7 protein-coding genes and 1 pseudogene are annotated in these 17,985 nt (G+C 40.3%); 4 read left to right on the top strand and 4 right to left on the bottom strand.

The genetic code is table 11. From position 1 onward, the window contains the following. Positions 1-91: 91 nt before the first annotated feature. From V7K56_RS12610 to V7K56_RS12600, 3 genes are read right to left on the bottom strand one after another with little or no spacing between them, the layout of a single operon-like run. On the bottom strand, positions 92-2,941 hold the full coding sequence (locus tag V7K56_RS12610; protein WP_334910882.1) for a pentapeptide repeat-containing protein: 2,850 nt from the start codon (positions 2,939-2,941) through the stop codon (positions 92-94). Beyond that, positions 2,938-3,510: a hypothetical protein gene (locus V7K56_RS12605; protein WP_334910880.1), complete on the bottom strand. Its 573-nt coding sequence runs from the start codon at positions 3,508-3,510 to the stop codon at positions 2,938-2,940. Before V7K56_RS12605 ends, V7K56_RS12610 begins: the two co-directional genes overlap by 4 nt. Before the next feature lie 47 nt (positions 3,511-3,557). Continuing rightward, entirely contained in the window at positions 3,558-4,415 is an 858-nt protein-coding gene (locus V7K56_RS12600; protein ID WP_334910879.1) for an esterase/lipase family protein, read from the bottom strand. Between the two features lie 336 nt (positions 4,416-4,751). Between V7K56_RS12600 and V7K56_RS12595 the strand changes: the two genes are divergently transcribed. Continuing rightward, positions 4,752-4,916, top strand: coding sequence for a hypothetical protein (locus V7K56_RS12595; protein WP_334910877.1), 165 nt, complete (start codon positions 4,752-4,754; stop codon positions 4,914-4,916). A 206-nt stretch (positions 4,917-5,122) separates the two neighbouring features. Then, a complete protein-coding gene (locus V7K56_RS12590; protein WP_334910875.1) occupies positions 5,123-9,859 on the top strand; it encodes a phytase in 4,737 nt (1,578 codons plus the stop codon). Between the two features lie 69 nt (positions 9,860-9,928). Here the strand turns inward: V7K56_RS12590 and V7K56_RS12585 are convergent, their stop codons facing one another. Then, positions 9,929-10,831: a CFI-box-CTERM domain-containing protein gene (locus V7K56_RS12585; RefSeq protein ID WP_334910873.1), complete on the bottom strand. Its 903-nt coding sequence runs from the start codon at positions 10,829-10,831 to the stop codon at positions 9,929-9,931. A gap of 691 nt (positions 10,832-11,522) precedes the next feature. On the opposite strand from V7K56_RS12585, the pseudogene V7K56_RS12580 reads away from it, so the two are divergent. Then, positions 11,523-14,615: pseudogene (locus tag V7K56_RS12580) on the top strand (esterase-like activity of phytase family protein); the annotation flags it as partial. A 377-nt stretch (positions 14,616-14,992) separates the two neighbouring features. Further along, positions 14,993-17,668, top strand: a complete 2,676-nt coding sequence (locus V7K56_RS12575; RefSeq protein WP_334910871.1) for an alkaline phosphatase family protein — start codon at positions 14,993-14,995, stop codon at positions 17,666-17,668. Positions 17,669-17,985: the final 317 nt, after the last annotated feature.

Below are 17,985 nucleotides of genomic sequence, written 5' to 3'. Positions count from 1 at the left end.
TTTTTTAAGGCTAAGACGCTGTTAATACCAAATCGGACTCAAACTAAATTGTGTCTATCAACTAGAGGCGATTTTGCAGCGTCTGTAAAACTTAAGAAATATACGCTATCAATGTGACTGTAAACTGTGAACCCTGACCAAGTGAACTATCGTGTTTTAATACTCCGCCCAAACTCTCAACTTGGCGTTTGGTCAGCCACAGCCCCAAACCTGTATTTCCTTGATCGCTTTTAGTAGTAAACCCAAGCTGGAAAATATCGTCGAATTTTTCTGGTGTAATACCTAATCCAGTGTCACAAACTTGAACTTCGACCCCAAGTTTCTCATCTCCTTCTACAGTTCTAGCATTGATGGACAATGTGCCACCATTTGGCATTGCATCTACAGCATTCTGTATGAGGTGATAGAACATCCCAATTAATTGCTGTTCTCCACCCAACACTTTAGGTAAGTTTTCTGCCACATTGATATTGGTCTGAATAATATCAGGTACAGTAACCTGATTCAAAGCATTGTTGACTATTGAGTGAATGCATAGAGGTTGAGCTTCTTCCTTATGCCCAATCTTCATACCTGTTAAACTTTGGCTGACTTCATCAATCAGAAGCAGAGCCGTATCTCCTTTTTCTTTACTAATCTCAATGTTGTTGTGATCTGGGTTACTGAAAATCTCTTCTAAAAATTTTTTAACTGTATTAACTTTGTTATCTAATCGGTGGAAAAACTTACTGTCTAATGTCGGCCACCGTTGATTTTTGATGGCACTTGCTGCTGAAGACGCGATAGAATTAATAATTTCTTGTTCTTCATTTGAAAAACTATGATAACGTCGATAGTTAATAAACATAACTCCGACGATATCTTTATCTACTTTCAACAAGATACCTGCTACAGATTTAATTCTCTCTCTTTGCGTGAACAATGAATTTTTAAATATCGGTTCATTATCAATATTTGTAACATAGACATTGGTTTCACGACTAATTAATACAAATGGTACATTATTTTCATTAATCTTGAATTTCATTACCTCTTCTTGCACCAACATTCCCGCAGTCTTGGGTGGAGTTAAAAATTGCTTTTCTGTTTGAATATATTCATAAATAGTAACAACGTCTGCTGCTAGAACATTCAGTGTATGCCAAGCAAAATGACTTAATGAATTAGTATCTATTTGATTAAGAGATTGTGTAATACATTGAAGGGTATATCTCTGGCGTGCTTCATCACGTATTTTTTGACATGTCATAACGCGCCAAATAGCATCAACAGCCTGATTAGCAAAGTACTCTCCTTGGCGTTCTAGCTCTTCAATGAATTCATGTTCATACCTAAAGTGGACATATAATACTCCTACAAGAACCAAATTTTGTTCTCGTTCCATGTTATTGCCTTGTTTAGTAGGAGTAGCAATCATCCGTGGGATAACTTTATATTGATCGTTAATTAGTAATGGAAAGGCTGCATATGTTTTAGATCCTCTTGCTAATACTCCCTGATTTAACTCTACTTCAGAATTTTCGTTGATTGGAGATGTATATGTCTTGTACTGAGGTTTTCCTTCAGAAATACTTTGCCATCCTAAGCCTTGCTTACGAGGTGAAAATTTATCTAATGGTATATTACCTAGATCTCCTGCAAAAACTTCGTATATGTAGCGTTCTTGATGTGGTTCCCATAAAAAATGCAACGTAGTTAAGTCAGCCTGAAAAATATGTTTAGCATTCTCAGCAATAGTTTCCAAAACATAACTTAACCTTCCACGACGAATATCTAGCGCTCGCCGAGCAATTAGTTTAGCGAGTAAGGTTGCTTGTTCATATGTAATTGGTTTTCCAGAATTTTCATAGCCCGCCTCTACTGTTCCAATAACTTCAGGTAGGGAAGCAGTAGGTAGTGTCTTCATATGGATAACCATATTGTTCCCTTCTTGTTTAGCTACTATAAAATTCTCATCCCATTTATAATGTTCAAACCAATCTTCTACTACTTTTGTTTGGTCGTCATGAACTAAGAAAATGGGTGTAAAAATACGATTAAGTCGTCCATGCTTAAACCTTTCATAAACCCAGCGATCAAATCGCCTGTCCCACCCAGAAATGATTTCAGTATCAAATATTTTAATGATATGTGCTTGGATATCTCTTAAATCTGGGTCTGCATTCACGTAATGCCTTGCTTGAGCAACCCATCCGCTTCCAATCCCAGTACCATATACTGTTTCAATAGTGTCATGTTCTGGCATCACCAATGATATATTAACAAAGTCAAAGCCTAGTAAGTCTTGGATTTCTCTACAAACATCATCTAAGATAGTTTCTAGACCAACTAAGTCTGAAATTGCTTGGGCGATTTTTCTATCCGTTTCCAAAAGTGGTTCAACTGCCTTTTCTTTTGGCGCTTTGCTCTCAACACCTATCTTTATTGATTCTTGAGTATCTATAGACTTTGTGGTAACTTCGTTAATACCATTAACTGGATTTTGTAAACTAGTACCACTTAGGTTAGCATCAGTCAGATTTGCATTTTTTAAGTTAGCATCAGCCAAGTCAGCGTTTCTAAGGTTGGCACCATTGAGGTTAGCGTTACTGAGGATAGCACCTTTTAAATTAACACCACTCAGGTTAGCATCAGTTAGATTTGCATCACTCAAGTTAGCATCGCTAAGGTTAGCATTTCTTAAGTTCGCACCACTTAAGTCAGCCCCACTTAAGTTAGCCCCACTTAAGTTAGTAAATAATAAGTTTGTATTGCTTAAGTCAGCAGAACTGAGATTTGCCGCGCTCAAATTATCATTGCTTAAGTCTTCACCACTAAGGTCAACACCAACAAAATCTTCAGTTAAGTTCAGACCAGCTATTTGCACTATTTCAGAAAATTTATTTGTTTGAGCTTTGACTAACTCTTGTAATAAATTTGGTAAAGATTTTTCGTTTTTCATACCTCAAACCCCGCCTGAAGTATGCAAGGCTTCAATAGTTTTTTTATTAAATCTTTCTTAAGAATTTTTCTATCGAATGCTGCTTTAATTTTTTTGTTTTTATTTAAAAATCCTGTAAAAATCTCTCTTGGTAAATTAGGTTGCTCATACTCAATCTCAGTTATACAAATATCTGTGATGGAAACAATTTCAAAAGTCGCTTCTACGGAACAGATTCCGTTATTATCCATATTGACATCCTGAGCGTTTAATTGCTGTATACCTTTAGAGACAGTTCCTAGTTGAGTTCTATTGAGTAAACCTCTTAAAACATTAGATTGTTTAAAATCCCAACTTATATTATTCTCTGATTCTACTGTTAATTCAACCTGGAAATTAATGAATTGAGACGTATCTATAGACTCAATGGGAATGTTTCCATTTCGCAAACGCAGCCTCAGTCTTCCCCGTTTTAACCCAAACTGAATTGTAACACCATCTATAGAGAATCTCTGTTCACTAAAATTTGCAATCACATAAAGCCTAACCTGTTGTCTGTCAATAGGTTCTATGTGAATTTTAATAAACACAAAATCAATATTAGTGTTTATCCCCTCCGAATCATTAACAACGGTATTCAGAGGGGATAATGAGGGTTTTCAGTTATCACAAAATTGGGTCTTTGTAAAACAATTGTGTCGTTAGAAGGCAGTTGTGGTCGCGGCTTTATATGTTTTTCCACAAACTGCTTGACACTTAGATAGACTAAATCTTCTTTTGAACTGGGTTTGGCAATCTGATTATGGTCTTTGGCGATCGCTACTGGCTTAACATGTAAAATGCCTGGGTTTGCACTATCCTCGTTTACAACCAAAATTCCGGCTGTAGGCTGGGTTTCATAAAATACCTTTGTATCAATTTCCAAATTATCAACATTTTGCTGATACCACTCGTTGAGGCTGCGTAACTCTGGTGCGTGTTCCCTAAGTTCCTTAACGTTAACTGTGGTTTGCGCCAAGATGCTGATATGCTCAATTAAGTTTGCTAAATGAGAACCTCTGTGTGGTGTGGATAAAAAAACAATACCCTTAGTCTGCTCGATAATAGCTTGCCTTCGGAAATTTTGGGCTGCCTGAAGCACTTCTTTCACCAATAGCCCACCCATACTATGAGTAACAAAAATTACTGGGCGTTCACCAATTTTTCGTACTTGTAAAGATTCTAATAAGTTGCTGGCTTGATCAAATCTTGGCATTGCTGAACCGCTAAATTGAGAACGTGCTGCGTCGTAGCCAAAAGTCCAGACTCCAACATCAATTCCTTCGTTTGTTAAGTCCTCTTGCAACCAAGTAAGCCAGAAATCACAATCGCTGCGATCACGTCGGTCTTGGGGATGCCAAGTTCCCCATGCATGACCCGCTAAACCATGAATAAAAATCACGTCACCGTTGCGATGAGGATTTTCGCACCCTGAAACAGAAATTAATCCCAACATTATATTTTACTTGAAATGAACCAGATTGTTAAGCAATAGCTTAAGTAGTTTTACTACCACTACTAAATTATTAAATTCTACCAAAATACCGATTTTATAACTGTTTTACGGGCAATTTACTGAAAAAATCAAACTAAGATTAGTCAAATCAGCATTGTATTCTCACAATCAAGTTGCATTTTCAGGTTTCACATGAATGCAATTCAATGCCAAATATTTATTTTTTTAACCTTTTGCTAGCTGTTTCTTAATCTTATTGGGATAGGTTGAGGTTGGTGAATAGGAATTAATACTAGTAAAGTATGTAGCTGTTTTGTGCTATATGTTCAAGTTTTCATGCTGATCTTGTCTTGGGTTCACCAAAGATGTTGGCGTAGCCATTGCCCAAACTGTGAAGTGCGTCTTTGCAGTCAAGGTTTTGTGCCGTTAGTAAAAATGCGATGGCGCAAAGCGATCGCCCCAGCAAAGATTGTAGAAAATGAAGATTCAGTAAATGTTTGAAAACCATATTTAATTTTTTAAGGGTTAAAGCTAAAGACGAATTTGGCAACCGATATTGGCTTTGTATTTGTTTAACGCAGATTCAAGTGATGGACTTTTAGGAAAACTTCAGAGCGATAGCGTAAAAGTTTTTGCCGCATAGATGTGTAACGCCTAACCGCAGGGTAAGCGCAAAGAAAAAGTGGAATCTACCTCAGAACTAACTTATGGTAACTACAAGCACAATTCGCTTTTCTCAGTTCAATGCTTCTTTGAATCGCAACGCAAAAGGTCAGTTAGTAACCGACCTGTCTACGCCTAACAATGCTCAAGCAAAGGCAGTTGCAGAAATCATCCAGCGTAATAACCCGGATGTGTTGCTAATTAACGAGTTTGACTATTCGCCGGAGGCAGTTCAACTATTCCGGCAAAATTACCTAGCCGTCAGCCAGAATGGTACAACACCCATTGACTACCCTTACTTCTACATCGCGCCTTCCAATACAGGTATTGCCTCTGGGTTGGACTTAAACAACGATGGTACTGCGGTTACAACCCCAAGTACAGCTGGATACGGTGATGATGCTTTCGGATTTGGGAATTTCCCTGGTCAATACGGGATATTGCTGCTATCCAAATATCCCATCGACACTGCCAATATCCGCACCTTCCAAAACTTCCTTTGGAAGGATATGCCCAATGCTTTGCTTCCTGACGATCCGACAACACCACAGCCAAATGATTGGTATTCTAAGAAGGAATTAGCAGTTCTACGCCTTTCTTCTAAAAGTCACTGGGATATACCCATCCAGGTAAACGGCGAGACAATTCACATCCTCACCAGCCACCCCACGCCCCCAACCTTTGATGGCGCGGAAGACCGCAACGGGAAGCGTAATCACGACGAGATCCGCTTTTGGGCAGACTACATAACCCCTGGTAATGCTAATTACATTTATGATGACAAGGGTAAAATAGGCGGTATTAATGCTGGGTCAAGCTTTGTGATTGTCGGCGACCAAAATGCAGACCCTTTGGATGGTGATAGTTTTGACAACGCTATTCGCCAACTCTTGCAAAATTCCAATATCAATACTAATGTCATCCCTACCAGTCTGGGTGCACGCCAACAAGCAGATTTGCAGGGTGGTGCAAACACTAGCCAAAAGGGTAATCCTAGCTTTGACACCGCAGACTTTGCTGATAATACTCCCGGAAACCTGCGGACTGACTATGTGCTACCCTCAACTGACCTGACAATTGCCGACTCAGGAGTATTTTGGCCTCTAAATACCGATCCAACATTTTCCCCAGTAGGTACTTTTCCGTTCCCTAGTTCTGACCATCGTCTAGTATTTGCAGATGTGCAAACCGGGGCAACTGAACCAGGTAAAACCATTCCTAATATTGGATTTGTAAGGCAGAGTACTTTCACCACAGGCTTTATTCCTGCTGGTGCGGCGGGAACTGTGAATGGAACACCGACTCCACTAGGGGGACTATCTGGTGTCACCTACGATGCAGTTAACAACCGCTACTATGCAATCTCAGACGATCGCTCTCAAGTTGCCCCTGCCCGTTTTTATACCTTCACTGCCGATTCTGGAGTGACTTTTACTAATGTTACTCCCCTAAAAGATACCAAAGGCAACTTTTTTGCAACCAACAGTCTCGACACAGAAGGTATTGCTTTAACGAACAGTGGCACAGTCTTCATTTCTTCAGAAGGCGAAGTTAATCCTACTGCTGGTCGCGTTACCAATCCTTTTATTAAAGAGTTTTCGCTGACTACAGGGCAAGAAGTGCGATCGCTTCCTGTCCCCAGCAAATTTTTACCAGTAGTCAAAGACACCAACGGCGATGGTATTGTAGATGCGGGAGATACGCAGACATCAGGCGTATACAATAACTTAGCCTTTGAAAGCCTCACCATCACACCTGACCAGAAAACCCTATTCACCGCCACCGAAAACGCATTATCCCAAGATGGATTAAAAGCTTCACTTACTAATGGCAGCCCTTCTCGGATTCTGCAATACAATCTGGTTACTGGACAGCCAGAAAAAGAATACCTATACATCACCGATGCCATTCCCGAAGCACCAAACCCCAGCACAGGTTCTGCTGACAATGGTTTGGCGGATTTATTAGCAATAGATAATCGTGGTACTTTCCTGGCGTTAGAACGCTCCTTTGCCCAAGGTGTAGGCAATACCATCAAAATCTACGAAGTTTCTTTGCAAGGTGCAACTGATATTAGTTTCGACGATTCTCTCAATAATTTGAGTGCTGAACAACTAGCAGCTATTAAACCTGCCCAAAAGCATCTGCTGTTGAATTTAACCGATTTGAATCTGCCCACCGATGCAAATCACCCGATTACAGGAGTAGATAATATAGAAGGTCTTGCCTTCGGCCCTAAACTAGCAGATGGTCGTCAGTCCATTGTACTGGTGAGTGACAACAACTTTAGCAGCACCCAATATACCCAAATCCTCACTTTGGGTGCAGACTTAGTTCCCACTGCCGCACCCACACTAGAAACTCGCCCCGATTTATTTGACGATGAAGATCCAGCACTACCAGTCGTAGATCAAAATGCTGATGCTGATGATCCAGCTATCTATGTTAATGCGACAAACTCTGCCGATAGCCTAGTATTAACCTCAGTCAAAAATGCTGGACTGCGGGTTTATGACTTGTCTGGTAATTTGTTGCAAACAGTTAATCCTGGTGGCATTCGCTACAATAACATTGACCTGCAATACGGTTTTAAATTAGGCAATCAATCTGTTGATATTGCCGTAGCTAGCGATCGCCAAAATGATAAACTAGCAATCTTCAAAATTAACCCCAATCCCACCACTTCCGGTCAGTATTTGGAAGATATCACCGATAGCAATATTGGTACTATTTTCCAAGGATTGCCTTTTGAACCTCCTTATTCTGCATCCACTCGCAGTTCTTACGGACTTGCCCTATACCGTAGCCCCGAAACTAATGATTACTATGTCTTTACCACTCGTCGCCAAACTGGAGATATAGCTCAGTTCAAGCTAATTGACAAAGGTAATGGCAAAATTGGAGCAGAACTGGTGCGCGAGTTCACCATTCCCTCACCCACCGCAGCAGGACGTTCTCCTCAAACAGAGGGTATGGTAGTTGACCAAGAAACCGGCTTTCTCTACATAGCCCAAGAAGATGTGGGCATCTGGAAATTCAACGCAGAACCAGATGGTGGCACAACAAGTAAATTAATTGATCGCGTGCGTTTTGAAGGTGGTTCTCACCTCACCGATGACGCAGAAGGGTTGACCATTTACTACGGCAAAAACGGTACAGGCTACCTGCTAGCATCCAGCCAAGGCGATAGTACCTTTGTTGCCTACACTCGTGAAGGTAATAACGAATACGTGGGTAACTTTGCCATTGGTAACAATGGGTCAATTGATAGCGTCCAAGAGTCAGATGGTGCCGATGTCACTAATGTGCCACTAGGGCCTAACTTTCCATTTGGTTTATTTGTTACTCAAGATGGGTCTAATGAACCTGCCAAAACCATTGATGGCGAAAATGTCAACTCGAACTTTAAGCTAGTGCCTTGGGAAAATATAGCTAATACCTTACCCAATTCTTTAAATATCGATACCACTAGTTACGATCCTCGCAATCCCGTTGTCCAACCCAAGTTGACTATCTATGACTTTGACAACCTACCCAAATTAGGCACTACCTCCAAAGGTCAAGATATTTTCTTGGGTGGTTTTTCTGGGTTGTATTTCCAAGGAATTGCGGCAAATGGCAACCTGAAATTTGTCACTAATACAGACCGGGGCCCCAATGGAGATGCTGATGGTGTCAAAAGACCATTTTTATTACCCAACTTCCAGCCAGAAATAGTCAGCTTTGAACTCAATCGCACCACAGGTGAAATCACCATCACCAACAGAACAGGATTATTTCGCCAAGATGGCACAACGCCATTAACGGGACTACCAAACTTGCAAGCTGGGGCAAATGGCACAGCCTACACAGATGAAATTGCTGTTGACTTAAACAATAATGTTCTTCCTAACGATCCTTTGGGCGCAGACTTAGAGGGAATTGCAGTTGCACAAAATGGTGACTACTGGATGGTGGATGAGTACCGTCCAGCAATTTATCACTTTGATAGTAATGGTAAACTAATTGACCGCTTTATTCCTCAAGAAACTGCCACTGCACCCAACCCAGACCAACCCGCCGGAACTTTTGGTACTGAGGTATTGCCAGCAGTTTATGCCCAACGCCGCAATAACCGAGGATTTGAAGCTGTAGCACTCCAAGGTAATAAATTATATGCCTTTATTCAGAGTGCGATCGATAATCCAGATGTCCCCAATGACGCAAGTTCTAAAGCTTCTCTCAACCTGCGAATTCTGGAATTTGATATTGCCAGCAAGCAGGTAACAGAAGAGTATTTATATCGCCTAGAAGGTTTACCGGGAACCGATAAGATTGGTGATGCAGTTTCTTTAGGTAACGGCAAATTTGCAGTAGTTGAAAGAGATGATAATACTACATCTGCTGGCAATAAACTAATTTACCAAATTAATTTAGCCGGAGCGACCAACATCAACAACTCCGCTAACTTTACCTTGCCAGTTGGTAAAACTATTGAACAACTGACCTCTGCGGAGTTAGCTACTGCCAATATTAACCCTGTTAGCAAGAGTTTAATTGCTAATGCTGCTCAGTTGGGTTATATCGGGATAGAAAAATTAGAAGGTTTGGCATTGGTAGCACCCAATACTCTAGCCTTAATTAACGACAACGACTTCAACATTACAGGTAATACGGCTGCTGAGAAACTTGGCATTCTCGAACTACCCAATAATCTGACAACTGTAGAGCCTACTTTCCTGAACGGTTTTGGTTCTAGCAACAGCGATACTGTCAATCTTAAACCAGGACAATTCTATTAGAAAAAGCTTGAATAACTTCAAGATATAAAAGAAGTTTGAGCCTAAACTGCATTTTAGACTTATATATGGCTACTTTGGGTTTGGTAAGTATTTAGCTACATTACTCAGTATAAACGCCATTAGTTTTTTTAGATTCGGGTGCTTTTTAATATAGCTTGCAGCTATGGGCCCAACACGATAATAATGACTAATAAATTTCCTTCCTAAGATGTTCTTGATCAAATATTCATCTCTGAAGTAATGATATTTAATTACTTCTGATGCATAAGGTGTACCGTAGGTGGCTGTGACAACAAAGCAACTGTCCGAAGAATTGTTAGTAGTTTGATACTGGGGTTGATACTGCTGTTTCCTAGAAATCTCCATAGCTGCCTTTTCTAGGTGAGCAAAAAATTCATTATTCAACAAATCATTGGCATAATATTTAGACTTTATACGTTGTACAGATGCAATAACTTCACTGTCTGTCGAGTTGCTAATTTCTTCAATGATACTCTTAAAATTTCTATCTTGCTCATAGGCAGAATCTTCTGCTCCCAGTGCATTAATAATGCTAAATGCTGCTAATCTTTTGAAGCCGTGGATAATTTGATAATCATCTTTGAGAACATCATATTGATTGAAAGCACTAACAACTTCTGAAATATCCTTATGTATTTTCGCAATTTCAGCATTACCAGGACTAAAACGTTTTGCTGCTTCCATGAAAGTTAGTGCAGCTTTTAATGTCTGAGGGTTAATGTATTTTGCACCAACTAGAATCAATTCAGTGCCAATTATAGCGAATTTAGATGTAACATAATTGCGTACATCTTCATCTGCTGGTAAACAAGAAATAATCCGTTCTGCTGTGGACGTAACTTGTTCTAGTTGATTGCTGCGTAAATGAATAATACAAATTAAAAAGAGCGCATCAAAGTCTTGGAAATCAACCTTACCATCCGCACCTACAGCCTTCTCAGCCCAAGTCAAAGCTTCTAAGTAATTTTCTTCAGCTAAAAAAGTTTGGGCTATCGCTATAAAATGCTGTGAATTAAAAGACTCTAAAAAAATCTCTCTAACAGGTTGATAGCCAAGGGTTTTAATGTAATGCGATCGCTAGCCAATTCAAACCGCAAAAATTAAATTTTTATCTTTTTAGAAGAATTAAAAATAGTTTGCAAACTCAAGCATAAATATTTAATATACAGCATTTTTTGATTTATTTTTATAAAATTTAAAAAAATATATCTTGAAGATAAACATATTTTAATCATTTATGGCGTTTAATTTATTGTTTTCTTAATCTTTTAATGAAAACATCTTTAATGCTAGCTAAGTTGTCTCATAACTATTATCGACAGCTTTAAATTTGCAATCTGAGTGTTTGACGCTTTCACTCACTAACACAGATTAATAGTTGACATTCTACTATCATTACTCAAGTTTTCGATAACTGTGAGGAAATATGTTTTTTCTAAATGTATTTTCATAATTATCGACGAAATCGGACTTAACGGACTTACCAACCTATATTCTTCTAACTCTGACATTTACCCATAATCTCAGTTTAGAGCATGAGAAAATGATTGATTTTTCTCAGCAGAGTTAGTGCAATTAGAGAACTTGTATAGCTGGCGATCCCTCTCAAATAAAACATCCAACAAACATTCTAATTATGGCAATTGAATTAGTCGGTTTTGCCTCTTTACCTGCTGATACTTTTAGTGATGGGCCACCTTCTGGTAAAGATGTTTCAACCAATGGTAGAACAGGGCCTTTCCCAGGACAGCCAGTACAAGGCTTTAGTGGTGTCCAATTTGCTAACAGCAATTCTTTCTACTTCCTGTCAGACAATGGCTACGGTAGCAAAGATAATAGTGCAGACTTTCTATTGCGAATCAATCGTCTTGACCCGAATTTTAAGGGAACAGAAAACGGCGATGGCACTGTTAAAGTTTTAGACTACATTCAACTGTCTGACCCTAACCACAAAGTTCCTTTCCAAATTGTTAATGAAGGAACTACTGGAAGATTACTAACTGGTGCTGACTTTGATGTGGAGTCATTTGTTTTTGATAAAGATGGGACAATCTGGGTGGGAGACGAGTTTGGCCCGTACTTACTGCATTTTGATGCTACTGGTAATTTGTTAGAAGCTCCCATTGCTACACCTGACCGCTTCAAAACTTTAGATGGAGAAGCACCATTAGTCATTGGTCATAGAGGTGCAGCTGGCTATCGTCCAGAACACACCTTAGAGTCTTATAAGCAAGCAATTGCGCGAGGCGCTGACTTCATTGAGCCTGATTTGGTAGTTACAAAAGATGGTGTATTAATTGCTCGTCATGAGCCTGCTTTAGCAGTTTTGAACGCTGATGGCACTGTTAATTTCAACAATACAACCACAGATGTTTACAAGCATCCAGAGTTTGCCTCTCGTCTTAAAACAGTAAGCTTAGATGGCAATAAAATTACAGGTTGGTTTGCTGAAGATTTCACCTTAGCTGAAATCAAGACTCTACGCGCAGAAGAACGTTTACCTTTCCGGGATCATTCCTTTGACGATAAATTTGAGATTCCTACCCTCACGGAAATCATCAATTTGGTTAAGGATGTGGAAGCCAAGACAGGTAAAAAGATTGGCATTTACCCAGAAACTAAGCATCCGACCTATTTTGCTGATGAAGCTACCTATGTAGGCACTACGGACAAAATACACAGAAACACCAGTCAGTTACTCATTGATACGCTCAAAGCAAATAACTTTACTGACCCTAGTCGGATTTTCATCCAGTCCTTTGAAGTGAGTAACCTTAAAGAACTGCACGATCGCATTATGCCTGCGGCAGGCGTAGATATTCCACTTGTCCAACTTCTAGATGCCAGTGATATTGACATCAACGGTAAAATTATTGAAAGTCAGCCTTATGATTTGAAAGTCAGTGGTGACACTCGCACTTATGGTGACTTGCGAACTCCAGAAGGCTTGGCTGAAGTTGCCACTTATGCTGATGGCATTGGCCCTTGGAAGCGGATGATTGTTGGTGTCAAAGGTACTGATGCCAATGGCGATGGCAAAGCCGATGATGTTAATGGGGACGGTACAGTTAATGATGCTGACAAGACAACATTACCTCCAAGTACCTTAGTTCAAGATGCTCACAATGCAGGCTTGCAGGTTCATCCTTATACCTTCCGTGCAGAAGATCAATTCTTAGCAGCAGATTACAAAGGTAAGCTAGAGTCTGAAATTCAGCAGTTTTATCAATTAGGGGTAGATGCACTCTTCTCAGATTTCCCAGATATTGCGGATGAAGTACGGGATAAACTTAGAGACGATCCTCAGTATAATGTAGTGCGATCGCCACAAAACCCCGATGTTCTTTCAGGTGATGCCTTTGCTAATTTAGCCAGCTCCAAAGGTTTTGAAGGTGGAGCAATCAACGCCAGCAAAACCAAGCTCTATATGCTACTAGAAGGCACAGTCCAAGGCGATACTCCTGGTGCTTTGCGAATTAACGAATTTGATTTAGCCAGTCACAAGTATAGTGATAGAAAACTTTACTACAAACTGGACAATCCCTCAAATTCCATCGGGGATTTAGCAGTTATCAATGATAATGAATACTTAGTCATTGAACGAGATAACAATCAAGGGGATGCAGCTAAATTTAAGAGAATCTACAAAGTAGACTTATCTAAAACAGATTCTCATGGCTATGTAGCGAAAGAAGAAGTTGCAGACTTGTTAAATATCCAAGACCCCAAAGACCTCAATGGCGATGGCAAAACTAAGTTTGACTTTCCCTTTCAAACAATTGAAAATGTTTTGGTTATTGACAAAAACACCATTTTAGTAGCCAATGACAACAACTATCCTTTCTCAATCGGTCGTCCTGGGAACGATCCTCAACATCCAGCCATAGACAATGATGAGATTCTAGAACTGAAGTTAGATAAGCCCCTTAATCTTGCTCCTGGTTTAGGTCAACCTCAAGCTGAAGAAATTAAATTTGGCTCCAATAGCAGTGATGATATTACCGTTCAGCCAAATCAAACTTTACTTACAGGTGACGGAGCAGACTTTGTACAGGGTACTAAAGGTAACACAATTGTGACTGGCAAAGGTGATGACACAGTAGTGGTCGGCGGTGACTCCTCAGTGTCCACAGGAGACGGTAACGATCAAGTCTTAATTGGCGCAAATAGCCCTGCTAACAACACTAGTGCTAATGGTGGTGCTGGTGATGACCAAGTTACCGTAGTGGAAGCCAATGGTAGTAATAATCTATTTGGGGCAGCAGGTAATGATACTTTGACAGTAGTTGAAGGTACTGGTCAACTGTCCTTCGGTGGCTCAGGTAAAGATACCCTTAAGAGTGAAGGTAGCAACAACCGTTTGTATGGTGGTTCTGGAGATGACAAACTCTTCTCTAGTGTCAATGACTCTTTGTTTGGTGGCGATGGTGATGATGTTCTATTTGCTGGTCAAGATGGCAGTAATCGCCTAACTGGTGGTGGTGGTGCTGACCAGTTCTGGATTGCTAACGCCAGTCTACCAACTAGCAAGAATATTGTGACTGATTTTGCGATCGGCATTGATAAAATCGGGCTGGGCGGTATTGGTGTTAATCAGTTTGGTGCTTTAACACTATTGCAACAGGGTAGTGACACTATCGTGAAAACTGGAAATACAGAGTTGGCTTCATTGCTGGGAATTACATCAACTAACCTCACAGCAAATGATTTCGTTTTTTCTCCTAGTGTCGTTTAGCCAATAGATGATTACAACTTAGATTCAACATCCATTAGTTAAGCTGTAGCGTTTTATCATGCGAGGGAGTAATATTCGCTCGCTTTTTATATCTATTAGTAATTTTGTCTTTAAAAATTATTCTACTTTTTGTCCGAAATCTTAACTTGTTTATAACTTTCCTTAAACATTGAACAACTATCTTTTGAGTCTGTAACCAGAATTACATTCATTTAATTGTCTGCACTAATTTGTGTGGATACTAAGCATTTTATCGCCAAATACTAGTTAGGTTTTTGTAGCTAAATTTTGGCTTGGGTTAAGTGTAATTAATCGCTCATACAAACACACAATTGCTGCGTAGGCGTAGCTGACAATATTTAAGGAGTAATCTCGGTATGGCTGATACAAACGGCAACGGTAGAAATGTAATTATTTTTGTTGCAGATGGATTGCGTAACGGTTCTGTAAACCCCATTGATACCCCAACTTTATATAGCATCCGTCAGCAAGGAGTTAATTTTGCTAATAGTCATTCGCTGTTTCCGACATTTACCACCCCGAATGCTGCTGCGATCGCCACGGGGCATTATCTTGGTGATACAGGTGACTTTAGTAATACTATCTACACTGGTTTTCCTAGTCCTAATGCCAATGGTAGCGTCACACCATTCATCGAAAATGATGCGGTTTTGGGAGATATCGATGAAAAGTTTCCCGGTAACAACTTTTTAGATGAAGAGTCACTTTTAGCTTACGCGCGATCGCAAGGTTTCAACACCGCAGCCGTTGGTAAATTAGGGCCTGTTGCTATCCAAGATGTCACCCAAGTTAACCGAGAAGGTGGTATTACAGGTACTATTCCTACTCCCAATACAATCATTATTGATGACACTACCAATGGTGCAACACCGCCGACTACAGCCGCCAGTTCACCGTCTGCTGTTCCACTCGATCCAGATATTGTCAATCGCTTACAAGCGGCTGGTCTAGATGTCAAACCGACACCGCGAGTCCAGCCAGCTGGTAACAACACAACTCCAGGAACCCTGAATGCTAATGTGGCTCAACAACAATACTTTGCAGATGCCACAACCAAAGTAGTTTTACCCAAGTTTCAGGAAGATGCTAAACCATTCGCATTGGTTTACTGGTCAAGAGATCCTGATGGTACTCAACACAATCAGGGTGATAGCTTAAACACCTTGACACCAGGTATTAATGGCCCTACTTCCAAAGCTGGGGTCAAAAATGCTGATGATAATTTAAAGCAACTTCTTGACTATCTTAAAAGTACAGGCTTGGACAAGACTACTGATGTCTTTATTACTTCCGACCACGGTTTTTCTACCATCAGCAAACAAGCTATTGATAGCCAAGGCACAAAAACTACAAGTTATGCTGCCACCCAAACTTATGCAGGTGTAAATCCGGGATTTCTCCCCGCAGGCTTTGTTGCCATTGATTTGGCTCACGATCTAAATCTACCTCTATACGATCCTAACCCTACGACTCTTCCCCCAGACCTGAACCACATCCAGTATGCCACTGTTGATGCTACACAAGGTCAACGTCCTATTTCTGGAAATGGTGTAATTGGAGGTACAGGTCAGGTAATTAATAGTCAACTTGACCCAGGTACAAAAATAGTTGTAGCTGCCAATGGTGGGTCTGACCTGATTTATCTGCCTAATGGCAATGCTGATTTTGCTAAACAGGTAGTGAATTTGCTTTCGCAAAAAGACTACATCAGTGGTATTTTCGTAGACGATGCTTATGGAGACATCCCAGGTGCTTTACCATTGAGTGTGATCGGGCTAAAAGGTGATGCTCAAACACCAGTTCCATCTATAGTGATCAACTTCAAAACCTTTAGTACCGACCCAAATAACCCAAACAACCCTCAAGCTCAAGTAGAAATTGCTGATACAACTTTGCAGCAAGGGCAGGGGATGCATGGCAGCTTTGGCCGAGGTGATACCTTTAATAATATGGAGGCTATTGGCCCTGATTTTAAACAAGGTTATGTAGACTATGCACCCGTCAGTAATGCTGATGTAACACCTACACTTGCTCGTATTTTAGGGTTAGAAATTCCCAGTAATGGCGATTTGAAAGGTCGTGCCATTACAGAAGCACTGGTAAGAGGCCCGGATGTAGTTTCCTCGACGAAAGAAGTCTTAACTTCAAAAGAAACTACTAATGGTCAAGCAACAATTCTCGATTCTCAGAGTGTAGGTAATACTCATTACTTTACTGCCGCAGGGTTTGATGGTCGCACTATTGGACTAACAACACTAGACCTTCAATTTGGCTCTACCAATAGTGATGATGTCACCCTTAAGCCAAATCAAACCTTATTTACAGGTGACGGAGCAGACTTTGTAAACGGTAGTAAAGGTAACACAATCCAGACTGGAAGCGGTGATGACACGGTGGTAGTCGGTAGTGACTCCTCGGTGTCCACAAAAGAGGGTAACGATCAAATCTTGATTGGTGCAAACAGCCCTGCTAGCAACACTAGTGCCGATGGTGGTAATGGTGATGACGAAGTTACTGTAGTTGAAGCCAATGGTAGTAATAATTTATTTGGAGGCGCGGGTGCTGATAATTTGACAGTAATTGAAGGTTCGCGTCAATTATCATTCGGTGGTTCAGGTAACGACACCCTTACTAGTAACGGTAGCAATAACCGTCTCTACGGTGGCTCTGGAGATGACAAACTCTTCTCTAGTGTGAATGATTCGCTCTTTGGTGGCGATGGTGATGACGTGCTATTTGCTGGTCAACAGGGTAATAATAGGCTGAATGGTGGTGCTGGTACTGACCAGTTCTGGATTGCTAACGCTAGTTTGCCAACTAGCAAGAACATTGTGAGTGATTTTGCGATCGGTATTGATAAAATCGGGCTGGGCGGGATTGGCGTCACTCAGTTTAGTGCCCTAACCCTATTGCAACAGGGTGCTGACACTATCATAAAAACCGGAAATACAGAGTTGGCTTCATTACTACAAATTACCTCAACTAGCCTGAGTGCAAATGACTTCGTTTTCTCTGCTAGTGTTGTGGCTTAGTCTGTTCGCCTATTGCAGCTTGGCAAAAATAACTATCAATTGAAACAGCGGTTTTCAATTACGTAGACTACAGCAAATAGTTTGTTATTGTGGGGTGGGCATTGTAATGTCCACCCTATTGTCGTTTCGTTAGAGTCCAACCTACCTCAAAGGGGTTACATTACTTATTGGTTGCTAAAATCGCTGTATTTTTTGTTCATTAAGGTATTAATTATTCTTCTTATCTGAAAATAAGTCTACGTACAGTTAATATTCCCATTGCAAACATCTCTAAAGTTTTAATTTTCAATGAAGATGTATTGAAACTAACTATAATT

The sequence above is a fragment of the Nostoc sp. genome (assembly GCF_036917535.1).
GTDB lineage: Bacteria > Cyanobacteriota > Cyanobacteriia > Cyanobacteriales > Nostocaceae > Nostoc.
Note: the sequence above shows the minus strand (reverse complement) of the source record. Positions and strands in the feature narration are given on the sequence as shown.